The organism is Mycolicibacterium sp. XJ1819 (assembly GCF_053483675.1).
In genome coordinates, this window is sequence record NZ_JBEFST010000010.1 from 81198 (window position 1) to 93491 (window position 12294).

The following is a 12294-nucleotide window of genomic DNA, read 5'->3' on the forward strand; positions in this document are numbered from 1 at the left end:
TGCGACCGTGCCTACCCGATGGCCGCGGCGATGTCGGCCGCCGCGCCGGTGGCGGGGACCTGGCGGGTCTCGCCGGTGAACCGGTTGCGCAGCTCGACCACGCCGTCGGCCCAGCCGCGCCCGACCACCACGAGCCACGGCACACCGAGCAGTTCGGCGTCCTTGAACTTCACCCCCGGGGAGGACTTTCGGTCGTCGAGCAGCACCTCGATGCCGCCGCGGTCGAGTTCGGCGGCCAGCTGCTCGGCGCCGTCGCGGGCGGCGTCATCCTTGTTGGCGATCACCAGGTGGACGTCGAACGGCGACACCGACGCCGGCCAGCGCAGCCCGAGCTCGTCGTGGTGCTGTTCGGCGATCACCGCGACCAGCCGCGACACCCCAATACCGTAGGAGCCCATCGTCAACCGCACCGGCTTGCCGTCCTCGCCGAGCACGTCGACCTCGAACGCCTCGGTGTACTTGCGGCCGAGCTGGAAGATGTGGCCGATCTCGATGCCGCGCGCCGACACCAGCGGACCCGCACCGTCGGGCGACGGGTCGCCGTCGCGCACCTCGGCGGCCTCGATGGTGCCGTCGGGCACGAAGTCCCGGCCGGCCACCAGGCCCACCACGTGCTTACCGGGTGCGTCGGCCCCGGTGATCCACGACGTGCCGTCCACCACCCGGGGGTCGACGAGATAGCGGACACCGTTGGCCAGCAACGCTTTCGGACCGATGTAACCCCGGACCAAAAACGGGTACTTGGCGAAGTCGGCGTCGTCGAGCATCGCGTACTCGGCCGGTTCCAGTGCGGCGCCGAGCCGTTTGTCGTCGACCTCGCGGTCGCCGGGCACGCCGATGGCCAGCAGCTCCCACTCTCCGCCGGGTTGTCGGGTCTTGACGAGCACGTTCTTCAGCGTGTCGGCGGCGGTGACCGGCCGCTCCAGGGCGCCGTCGGCCCACTCGACCAGTGTCGCGATGGTCGGGGTGTCGCCGGTGTCGTAGACCTTGGCCTCGGGCTGACCGTCGATCGGCAGCGGATCGGGCGCGGTGGTCGTCACCGCCTCGACGTTGGCCGCGTAACCGGACTCCACGCAGCGCACGAAGGTGTCCTCGCCCACCTCGCTCTCGGCGAGGAATTCCTCCGACGCGCTGCCGCCCATCGCCCCGGAGACCGCCGAGACGATCACGTAGCGCACACCGAGCCGGTCGAAGATCCGTTGGTACGCCTCGCGGTGGGCCTGGTACTGCACGGCGAGTCCGGCGTCGTCGACGTCGAACGAGTAGGAGTCCTTCATCACGAACTCGCGCCCGCGCAGGATCCCCGCCCGCGGCCGGGCCTCGTCGCGGTACTTGGTCTGGATCTGGAACAGCAGCAGCGGGAAGTCCTTGTAGCTGCTGTACTCCCCCTTGACCGTCAGCGCGAACAACTCTTCGTGCGTCGGTCCGAGCAGATAGTCGTTGCGGCGACGGTCCTGCAGCCGAAACAGGTTGTCGCCGTACTCGGTCCAGCGGTTGGTGGTCTCATACGGCGCCCGCGGCAGCAGGGCGGGGAACAGGATCTCCTGCCCGCCGATCGCGGTGATCTCCTCGCGCACGATCTGCTCGATCCTGCGCAGCACCCGCAGGCCCAGCGGCAGCCAGCTGTACAGGCCGGGCCCGACGGGCCGGACGTAGCCGGCCCGGACCAGCAGCTTGTGGCTGGGCACCTCCGCGTCGGCGGGGGCGTCCCGCAGCGTGCGCAGGAACAGCGTGGACATGCGGGTGATCACAGCCGACAACCTTACTGACCGCCCGATCTACAGCTCGCCGGCCTCCACCGCTTCGAGGGTGTGTTGTGCCCGCGCGATCTGGCGGGCGGAGAATCGGATCCAGAACGCGGCGACGCCGACGATCACCGCGATGCCCGCCACCCACAGCAGCGAGTAGGTGTAGCCGAAGCCCAGCGCGTCGAGCTGGGCCGGCGTCATGTCCTTGACCGGTCCGGTGGTGCCGCCCAGATACAGCGTGCGGGAGGTCTGCACGGCCTGGATGACGACGAGCACCACCGGCCCGCCCAGGTTCTGCACCATCATCGTGATCGCCGAGACCGGGCCGATCTCCTGCGGGCCCACCTCGGCGACCGCGCACAGCGGCAGGATCACCGCGATCATGCCGATGCCGAAACCGCCGACGACGACGAGGCCGAACAGGTCCGGGAAGTACGGCACGTCGCGGGTCAGCGTCGACCCGTACAGCATCGCCCCGAGCACGAACACGCCGCCGCCGATGATCAGCCAGCGCGGGGCGATGTGCGGCGCCAGCCGCGCGGCCACCACGGTGCCCAGCCCGAACGCGATCGCGAACGGGATGAAGCAGACCCCGGCCTGCAGCGGCGAGTAGCCGAGCACGTCCTGGACCAGCAGCCCGACCATCACGCTGAGCGTCAGCATGACGCCACCGGCCATGAACAGCGCCACGAACGTCATCACCCGGTTGCGCTCGTCGAACACCGAGAACGGCACCAGCGGGTTGTCCGCGGTGCGCTCGACGAGCAGGAACGCGACGAAGAACCCGACCGCGGCGACGACGCCACCGAACACCCACGGATCGATCCAGCCGCGCGGCGGGCCCTGGGTGAACACCAGCACCGCCGCGGTACACCCCAGCGTCGCCAGCAGCGCCCCGGCGATGTCGAGCTTGAGCCGTTCGTGATGCGTCTCGGCGATGCGGTAGACCGCGATCGCGACGATGACGATGCCGATCGGCACGTTGATCAAAAACGCCAGCCGCCAGGAGACGACGGTCAGCGCGCCGCCGAGCACCAAACCCAGCACCGAGCCGATGCCCTGCATGGCCGCCGAGACCGCCATCGCGCGGTTGCGCGCGTGCCCGACGGCGTACGTCGTCGCGATCAGCGCCAGCCCGGTGGGGGCGGCCACCGCGGCGCCGGTGCCCTGCACCGCCCGCGCCACGATCAGCGTCACACCGTCGGTGGCCAGTCCGCACACCAGCGAGGCGATGGTGAACACCCCGACGCCGGACAAGAACGCGCGTTTGCGCCCGATCGCGTCGCCGATGCGGCCGCCGAGCAACAACAGCCCGCCGAACGCCAGCACGTAGGCGGTGATGACCCAACTCTTGGCCGCGTCGGAGAGGTCGAGATCGGCCTGCATCCGCGGCAGCGCGACGATGACGATGGTGCCGTCGAGCGTCGACATCAACTGCATGCCGGTGATCGCGACGATCGCGACACCGAGCACGCTGGAGGACAGCGGTGCGGAGGTGGATCGGTCAGGTGACCCCGACGTATCGTCCTCCGCTGACACGGCAAGTCAGCCTACCGGCGATGCCGGCGCGCTCACGTTCGGCCGTGACGGCCAACCGCGCCCGAATCAGAGCTCGCCGTGCTCGATCGCGCCCTTGACTTCCTGCGCGTGGGCCACCTGCGCCGCGGTGTAGCCGATGAACAGCGACACGCAGCCGACGATCACCGCGACCGCGGCCACCCACAGCAGCCCATAGGTGTAGCCCTGGTCGAGGGCGTGCAACTGCACGCTGTCCATTTCGGCGACCGGGCCGGTGGTGCCGCCCAGATACAGCGTGCGCGAGGTGATCACGGCCTGGATGACCGCCAACACCAGCGGCCCGCCGAGGTTCTGCAGCATCAGCGCGATCGCCGACACCGGGCCGATCTGGTCGAATCCGACGCCGGCGATGGCCGACACGGTCAACGGCACGACGATCATCCCGATGCCCATGCCGCCGACGGTGATCGGCAGGACCAGGTTCGGGAAGTACGGGATGCCGGCGTCCAGGGTGGAGCCGTAGATCATCGCGCCGAGCACCAGCACGCCGCCGGAGATCACCAGCAGCCTGGGCGGGAACAGCGACACCAGCTGCGAGGACAGGCCCAGCCCGATGCCCAGGGCGATGACGAACGGGATGAAGCCGATACCCGCGCGCAGCGGGGTGTAGCCCATGATGTCCTGCACATACAGGCCGATCAGCACGGTCAGCGTGAACATCACGCCACCGGCCAAGAAGATCGCCGCGAATGTCGCGACCCGGTTGCGGTCCTTGAACAGCTCGAAGGGCACGACGGGGTTCTCCGCGGTGCGCTCCACGTAGAGGAACGCGACCAGGAAGGTCAGCGCGGCGATGCCCGACCCGATCGTCACCGGCGACAACCAGCCCTGCTCGGGTCCCATCGAGAAACCGAACACCGCTGCCGTGCAGCCCAGCGTGGCCAGGATGGCGCCGGCGGCGTCCAGCTTCAGCCGCTCGCGTTGCGTCTCGCGCAGGGTCTTGCGGGCCAGGTGGATCATCACCAGCCCGATCGGGACGTTGACCAGAAACGCCCAGCGCCACGACACCTCGGTGAGCGCGCCGCCGACGACCAGGCCCATCACCGAGCCGACGCCGGTCATCGCGGCGAACACCGCGGTCGCGGCATTGCGCGCGGGGCCCTTGGGGAACGTCGTCGCGATCAGCGCCAACCCTGTCGGCGAGGCGATCGCGGCGCCGACGCCCTGCAGCAGCCGGGCGGTCACCAGGGTGGCCTCGTCCCAGGCGATGCCGCACAGCACCGAGGCGATGGTGAACAGCGTGACGCCGACGATGAAGGTGCGCTTTCGGCCGATGGTGTCGCCCAGCCGGCCGCCGAGCAGCATCAGCCCGCCGAACGTCAGCACATAGGCGGTGATGACCCAGCTGCGGCCGGCGTCGGACAGGCTCAGTTCGTCCTGGATCTTAGGAAGCGCGACGATGGCGACGGTGCTGTCCATGGTCGCGAGCAGCTGCATACCGCCGATCGCGATGACCGCGGCAAAAAACCGCCGGGACGGTGTCCAGACCGGAGAGCTGCCGGTTTGCTCGGAAATAGGCTTCCCCACATGCACTGGTAGCGCTCGATTCGCCTTGGCTTTGGTTTCACGTTCGATGGCTGCGCGCCCTGCATCATTCAGAGCGGTCATGATTGGTTACCTTACAGTAATCTTAGAAATCCTTTAACCGTCGAAGCCCGCCACCGTCCCGATGACGATGATCGCGGGCGGTCGAATACCTTCTTCCCGGATGCGCACCGGCGCGTCGGCCAGCGTAGCTCGCAAAGTCCGCTGCGAGGCCGTCGTACCGTGCTGGACCACCAGCACCGGGGTATCCGCTGGTCGGCCCCCCTCGAGCAGAACGGTGGCGAACTGCTCGATGCGTTCGACGGCCATCAGCAACACGATCGTGCCCGACATCGCGGCCAGCGCATCCCAATTGACTAACGATTCGGGCTCACCGGGTGAGACATGGCCGCTGACCACCACGAACTCGTGGGTGATGCCCCGGTGGGTGACCGGCACACCCGCCAGCGCGGGCACCGCTATGGCACTGGTCACACCCGGCACCACCGTCACCGGAATCCCGGCCTCGGCGCACGCGAGCAGTTCCTCGTAGCCGCGGGCGAACACGAACGGGTCGCCACCCTTGAGACGCACCACGAACTTGCCCGCCCGGGCGCGGTCGATGAGCACGCCGTTGATCGCGTCCTGGGCCATCGCCCGCCCGTAGGGGATCTTCGACGCGTCGATCACCTCGACGTGTGGCGGCAACTCCGACAGCAGGTCCTGCGGGGCGAGTCGGTCGGCGACGACGACGTCGGCGTGGGCCAGCAGGCGCCGACCGCGCACGGTGATCAACTCGGGGTCGCCGGGACCGCCGCCGACGAGCGCGACCCCGCCGGGCAGCGCGCCGGACGTCTCTCGCATCTCGGTGGTGATCACCCCTTGCTGCAGTCCCTCGTGGATGGCCGAGCGGATGGCCGCCGAGCGGCGGTGTTCCCCGCCGGCCAGCACACCGACCGACAGCCCCTCGTACTCGAACGTCGCCGGTGTGACCGCGCTGCCCTCGCGCGCGATGTCGGCGCGCACGCAGAAGATCCTGCGCCGATCGGCCTCGGCGACCACGGCGGCGTTGACGTCGGGGTCGTCGGTGGCAGCGATGACATACCACGCGCCCTCGAGGTCGCCCTCGCGGAACTCCCTGAGTTCCAGGGTGATTCCGGGCTGTTGCTTACCCAGGGCCTCGACGGCCGGGGTGGCGCTTCGGGTGATGACGTGGACATCGGCGCCGTTGGCCACCAGCAGCGGCAGCCGTCGCTGCGCCACCGTCCCGCCGCCGACGACGACGACCTTCCTCCCGGCCAGGCGCAGACCGGCCAGGTAGGCGGTGTCGGTGCTCATCGATGGGTGCTCATTTCTGCTCGCGCGCACGTCATCCGGTGAGCCTAGAGGTTGCGGCGGCCGCCACGAAGCGCGTGATCGCCTGCGGGTCGGCGGCCGGATGGGTGTGCAGATAGCCGGCATGGACGCCGCGGTGCACGGCGCCGTCGCGCACGCTGTCGACGTGGCGGCCGCTGTAGACCCATGCGGGTGGATAGCTGTCGGTGAATTCGACCCTGGTGCGGTGGAATTCGTGGCCGAGCACGCGGTCCCCGATACGGTGCAACGGCGAGTCGGCGACCGCGACCGCATGCCGGTAGCCCAGCGTCAGGCGGTCGGTGAAGCGGGCCGAACCGGACAACACCCCGCACATCGGGTGACCGTCGAGGTCGTCGACGAGGTAGGTCAGGCCCGCGCATTCGGCGTGCACCGGTGCGCCGGCCGTGGCCAGGGCGTTGACCTGTTGACGCAGAGCGTCGTTGGCCGACAGTTCCGAGGCGAACTGTTCGGGGAACCCGCCCGGCAGCACCAGTGCGGCGGTGCGCGACGGCAGCGTTTCGCGCAGCGGGTCGAACTCGACGACCTCGGCGCCCGCGGCACGCAACTGTTCGCGGTGTTCGGCGTAGCCGAAGCTGAAGGCCCTACCGGCCGCCAGTGCGACGGTGACGTCACGGGCGACGGGTTCGGCGACCACGGGTTCCCACGGGGCGTCGACGACCCGGCTGGCCGCCACGCCGATGATGCCGACGAGGTCGACGTGACGGCCCACCAACGCGGTCATCGCCTCCACCGCGGCGCTGGCGTGCGCACCGTATTCGACCGCGGTGACCAGCCCCAGATGTCGTGACGGGACGGCCAACTCGTCGGTTCGCGGGATCGCGCCGAACACGGTGAGGCCGGCCTGCTGACATGCCTGCCGCAGCACCTCCTCATGCCGCGCGGAGCCCACCCGGTTGAGGATCACTCCCGCGATCCGGATCGAGGTGTCGAACGTCGAGAAACCGTGCAGCAGCGCGGCGATGCTGTGGCTCTGTCCGCGTGCGTCGACGACGAGGATCACCGGTGCGCCCAACAGCGCCGCCACGTGCGCGGTGGAGCCCTCGGTCAGGGTCACGTCGGCGGTGCGGTCGCCGATGCGGCCGTCGAACAGACCCATCACGCCTTCGATGACCGCGATGTCGGCGCCGTGGCCGCCGTGCGCGTACAGCGGCCCGATCAATGGCTCGCCGACCAGCACCGGGTCGAGGTTGCGCCCCGGCCGGTGCGCGGCCAGCGCGTGGTAGCCGGGATCGATGAAGTCAGGGCCGACCTTGAACGGCGCGACGGCCCGCCCGGCTCGGCGCAGCGCACCCATCAAACCCGTTGCCACCGTGGTCTTTCCGCTGCCCGATGCGGGTGCGGCGATGACGACGGCAGGAACGCTCACCGCGGCCCGCCTGTCACTACTACTGTCGCGAGCGTGCGTGTTTGCGGGCGACACGCCGGGAAATCATCCGAGTTCACGCACCCTCGCCGCAACGCGGTCATCGCCGGCCTCGCAACGTCATCGCCGACCTCCAGCCGTCATCGCTGAGGTCTTCGGCCGCGCGAGCGTGCGCAAAGTCAGAAAAAACTGCGGCGTGTCGTCTGCAAACACGCACGCTCGCGCAGAAACGAAACAAGGAGTCACCACTCGATGCCCTTCTGCCCCTTGCGGCCCACATCCATCGGATGCTTGACCTTGGTCATCTCGGTGACCAGATCGGCGGCCTCGAGCAGCGGTTGCGGAGCGTCGCGGCCGGTGATGACGACGTGCTGGGTGCCCGGCCGGGCCGCGAGCACCGAGACCACCTCACCGACGTCGATCCAGCCCCACTTCAGCGGATAGGTGAACTCGTCGAGGACATAGAAGTGGTGCCGCTCGTCGGCCAGGCGCCGGGTGATCTCCGCCCAACCGTCGGCGGCCGCGGCGGCGTGGTCTTCCTCGCTGCCCTGCTTGCGCGACCAGGACCAGCCCGCACCCATCTTGTGCCACTCGACCGGACCGCCGACGCCGTGCTCGTCGTGCAGGCGGCCCAGTTCCCGAAACGCCGCCTCCTCGCCCACCTTCCACTTCGCGCTCTTGACGAACTGGAACACCCCGATGTCGAAACCCTGGTTCCAGGCCCGAAGCGCCATCCCGAACGCGGCGGTCGACTTGCCCTTGCCCGGCCCGGTGTGCACCGCGAGCAGCGGAGCGTTCCGGCGCGCGCGGGTGGACAACCCGTCATCGGGAACGGTCAGCGGTTGACCCTGTGGCATCGGCGACTCCCTCTCTCTCAGGCGGCCGTGCGGACCACGTCGGTGAGACTGTCGGCCCGAAGATGCGCCAACCGCACGGCCGGAGCCCCCAGCTGTGCGGCCAGCTGTTCGGCCAAACCCAATCGGACATACGATGTTTCGCAGTCCACTACGACAGCAGCCGCGTGCTCGGCGACCAAACGGGCGGCCGCCTCACGGGTGCGGCCCAATGGATCGGGCCCCCCGGTGGCGCGCCCGTCGGTCAGCACCACCACCAGAGCGCGGCGCGCCCGATCGCGCGCCTTCTCGCGAACCAGCACATCGCGCGCGGCCAGCAGGCCCTCCGCCAGTGGGGTCTTGCCGCCGGTGTCGAACCGGGCCAGTCGGCGTCCCGCGATGTGTACCGACGACGTCGGCGGCAGCAGCAGCTGCGCGGCCTGTTGGCGGAACGTGATCACGGCGACCTTGTCTCGGCGTTGATAGGCGTCGCGCAGCAGTGACAGGGTGGCGCCGCTGACTGCCGACATCCGGTCGCGGGCCGCCATCGAACCGGACGCGTCGACCACGAAGATCACCAGGTTGCCCTCGCGCCCTTCGCGAACCGCCAGCCGGATGTCGGCGGGCGACGGCCTGGGCCGCCCCTTCTCACGTTGCCGTCCCGCGGTGGCCAACAATGTGCCGAACACGTGCAGGCCGTGCCCCTCGTCGTGCGCAGTGGTCGACGAGATGACCGTTCCGGTGCGGTTGCGTGCGCGCGAGCGACGCCCGGGCGCCCCCTCCCCGACACCGGGCACCACCAGCGCGCGGGTGCGGAACACCGCCGACGGCGGGGCGCTGGGTCGCGGTGCGGAATTCGAAGCACCCTGCGGCCCCGGTGAATCCGGTACGTCATCCGGAGACGACGAACCGCCCCCGCCCGGCGGGTCCGGGTCCGGGTCCGGCTCGGGGTCGGAGTCGGCGGCCTCGGCCGCCTGCTCCATCGCGTCGTCGAGTTGGCCGGGGTCGAGGCCGGGGTCGTCGAACGGATCGCGGCGACGACGATGCGGCAACGCCAGTTCGGCCGCGACGCGTACATCTTCCTCGGTGACGGTGTCGGCGCCACGCCACGCGGCGTGCGCTACCGCGGTCCTGGCGACGACGAGATCGGCGCGCATGCCGTCGACGTCGAAGGCCGCGCACAATGCCGCGATACGCCGTAACTCGCTGTCGGGCAGAGCCACCCATTCCACTGCGGCACGCGCCGCCGCGATGCGATCGGCCAGTTCGGCGTCGGCCTCGACGTAGCGTTCGGCGAATCCGTCCGGGTCGGCTTCAAACGCCATCCGCTGCCGGATGACGTCCACCCGCACGTCGACGTCGCGGGAGGCGTGGACGTCGACGGTCAGTCCGAACCGGTCCAACAGCTGCGGACGCAGTTCGCCCTCTTCGGGATTCATGGTGCCGATCAGTACGAACCTGGCCTCGTGGCTGTGCGAGACGCCGTCTCGCTCGACGTGCACCCACCCCATGGCCGCGGCGTCGAGCAGCACGTCGACAAGGTGGTCGTGCAGCAGGTTGACCTCGTCGACGTAGAGCACGCCGCCGTGCGCGCGGGCCAGCAGCCCGGGTGAGAACGCGTGCTCACCGTCGCGCAGCACCTTCTGCAGGTCAAGGGATCCGACCACCCTGTCTTCGGTTGCGCCAATCGGCAATTCGACAAGCGATGCGCCGTCGACCGCGCTGAGCACCTTGGCCAGCCCGCGCACCGCAGTCGACTTCGCGGTGCCCTTCTCGCCGCGGATCAGCACGCCCCCGATCTCCGGGCGCACCGCGCACAACAGCAGGGCCAGTCGCAGGCGATCGTGGCCGACGATCGCGCTGAACGGGTACGTCATTGTTTGACCATCGGGACGTGGGGAATGCCGTCGTCGAGGAATTCCTCGCCGTCGCGGACGAATCCGTGGTGGGCGTACATCTCCTCGAGGTAGGTCTGCGCGTCGATGCGACACGGGTGGTCGCCGACGTCGGCGAGCGCGGCCTGCATCAGCCGGGTGGCGTGCCCCTGTCCGCGCGCGCCGCGCTTGGTGCAGACCCGGCCGATTCGAAAGGCCTTCTGTCCGCCGGGATGTTCTTCCATCAACCGCATGGTTGCAACGACCTCTCGTTCAGGGCCTTCCAGCCAGAAGTGACGGGTTTCGGGTAACAGGTCTCGTCCGTCGAGCTCGGGATACGGGGTGGCCTGCTCGACGACAAACACCTCGATGCGCAGCTTGAGCAACTCGTAAAGCGTTGCGGCGTCGAGGTCCTTCGCCCAACTGCGACGCAGGACGAACGTCATGCCCCTGCCACCGCCATGTCGTCGGCGGGGCGGTCGAGCTTGAGCACCTTGGTGCCCCACGACCATACTTCGTCGAACAGCGCGGGCTCGGCTGCCAACTCGACGCCCAGCAAGGGGATCATCTCCTTGAGCCTCGGCAGCCAACGTTGGTACCGGTCGGCGAAGCAGCGCTCCAGCACCTCGAGCATCGCCACCACCGCCGTCGACGCACCCGGCGACGCGCCCAGCAGGCCGGCGATGCTGCCGTCGGTGGCGGCCAGCACGGTGGTCCCGAAGTCGAGAACACCCTTGCCCTTGGCGCTGCAGATGACCTGCACCCGCTGCCCGGCGACGTTGAGCTCCCAGTCGGATTGGGTTGCGCTGGGGGCGAATTCCCGCAGCGCTTCGACGCGCTCGGAATTTGAGAGCAGGAGTTGGCCCAGCAGATACCGCACCAGCCCCCACTGGGTGAGGCCGACGCCGACGATCGAGGCGAGGTTGTTCGGTGTGACCGACTCGGGCAGGTCGGTGATCTCTCCCTGTCTGAGGAACTTCGGCGACCAGCCTGCGAACGGGCCGAACATCAGCCACAACTTGCCATTGATCACCCGGGTGTCCAAGTGCGGCACCGACATCGGCGGGGCACCGAGCGGAGGCAGACCGTACACCTTGGCCCGGTGCGCCGCGGTCAGATCCGAGTGGTCGGTGCGCAGGAATTTTCCGCCGACGGGAAACCCCCCGAACCCCTTGGCTTCCTTGATCTTCGCCTTCTGCAGCAGGTGAAGCGCGCCACCGCCGGCACCGACGAACACGAACTTGGCCTCGACTCTGCGACGCTGCCCGGTGCGGCGGTTGACGACGTTGAGCGTCCACCCGCCCTCGGAGTTGCGCTTCAGGTCGCGCGCCTCATGACCGAACAGCGTGGTCATCCCGCGTTCGGCGGTGTACCCGATGAGCTGGCGCGTCAGCGAGCCGAAGTCGACGTCGGTGCCGTCGCGCGTCCAGTTCAGTGCGACGGGCTCGGTGAAGTCGCGCTGCTCGGCCATCAGCGGAAGCCGACGGGCGAACTCGTCGTCGTCGGCGATGAACTCCGCCGAGGCGAACAGCGGGTTGTCCGCGAGCGCCTCGTGGCGGCGCCGCAGGTAGTCGACGTTGGCGGCGCCGTGCACGAAGCTGACGTGCGGTATCGGGTTGACGAAGCTGCGCGGGTCGGACAGCACACCGCTGTCCACCGCGTACGCCCAGAACTGCCGCGACACCTGGAACTGCTCGTTGACCCGCACTGCCTTGTCGGTGTCGATGGTGCCGTCGGAGCGCTGCGGGGTGTAGTTCAACTCGCACAGCGCGGAGTGGCCGGTGCCGGCGTTGTTCCACGGATCGCTGCTCTCCGCCGCGGCGCCGTCGAGCCGCTCGATCAGCACGATCGACCAGTCGGGCTCCAGGAGCCGAAGAAGCGCCCCCAGCGTCGCGCTCATGATTCCGGCGCCCACCAGCACGACGTCGGTGTTGACCGTGGTGGAATCGGAGGCGGGCACGGTCCCAGGTTATCCCGGCACGGTTGTCCTCAATCCC

9 protein-coding genes are annotated in these 12294 nt (G+C 69.3%); all 9 read right to left on the reverse strand.

Going from position 1 to position 12294, the window contains the following annotated elements:
* Nucleotides 1–11: 11 nt before the first annotated feature.
* The gene (locus ABQE89_RS12715; protein WP_448416958.1) at nucleotides 12–1751 is read right to left on the reverse strand and encodes a proline--tRNA ligase; all 1740 of its coding nucleotides are present in this window, start codon (nucleotides 1749–1751) and stop codon (nucleotides 12–14) included.
* 27 nt (nucleotides 1752–1778) lie between these two features.
* Nucleotides 1779–3287, reverse strand: coding sequence for an MFS transporter (locus ABQE89_RS12720; protein ID WP_448416960.1), 1509 nt, complete (start codon nucleotides 3285–3287; stop codon nucleotides 1779–1781).
* Between the two features lie 66 nt (nucleotides 3288–3353).
* Nucleotides 3354–4934, reverse strand: coding sequence for an MFS transporter (locus tag ABQE89_RS12725; protein WP_448416962.1), 1581 nt, complete (start codon nucleotides 4932–4934; stop codon nucleotides 3354–3356).
* 33 nt (nucleotides 4935–4967) lie between these two features.
* On the reverse strand, nucleotides 4968–6188 hold the full coding sequence (cobA, locus tag ABQE89_RS12730; RefSeq protein WP_448416964.1) for a uroporphyrinogen-III C-methyltransferase: 1221 nt from the start codon (nucleotides 6186–6188) through the stop codon (nucleotides 4968–4970).
* A 31-nt stretch (nucleotides 6189–6219) separates the two neighbouring features.
* On the reverse strand, nucleotides 6220–7593 hold the full coding sequence (locus ABQE89_RS12735; protein WP_448416966.1) for a cobyrinic acid a,c-diamide synthase CobB: 1374 nt from the start codon (nucleotides 7591–7593) through the stop codon (nucleotides 6220–6222).
* A 239-nt stretch (nucleotides 7594–7832) separates the two neighbouring features.
* Nucleotides 7833–8447 carry a cob(I)yrinic acid a,c-diamide adenosyltransferase gene (cobO, locus tag ABQE89_RS12740; protein ID WP_448416968.1) on the reverse strand — a complete coding sequence of 205 codons (615 nt, stop codon included), beginning with the start codon at nucleotides 8445–8447 and terminating at the stop codon, nucleotides 7833–7835.
* A gap of 17 nt (nucleotides 8448–8464) precedes the next feature.
* Nucleotides 8465–10300 (reverse strand): magnesium chelatase subunit D family protein, encoded by a 1836-nt coding sequence (locus ABQE89_RS12745; protein ID WP_448416970.1) that lies wholly within the window; start codon nucleotides 10298–10300, stop codon nucleotides 8465–8467.
* On the reverse strand, nucleotides 10297–10743 hold the full coding sequence (locus ABQE89_RS12750) for a GNAT family N-acetyltransferase (RefSeq protein WP_448416972.1): 447 nt from the start codon (nucleotides 10741–10743) through the stop codon (nucleotides 10297–10299). The genes ABQE89_RS12745 and ABQE89_RS12750 overlap by 4 nt, the downstream gene beginning before the upstream one ends.
* Nucleotides 10740–12257 (reverse strand): malate dehydrogenase (quinone), encoded by a 1518-nt coding sequence (mqo, locus tag ABQE89_RS12755; RefSeq protein WP_448416974.1) that lies wholly within the window; start codon nucleotides 12255–12257, stop codon nucleotides 10740–10742. Before mqo ends, ABQE89_RS12750 begins: the two co-directional genes overlap by 4 nt.
* Nucleotides 12258–12294 lie beyond the last annotated feature (37 nt).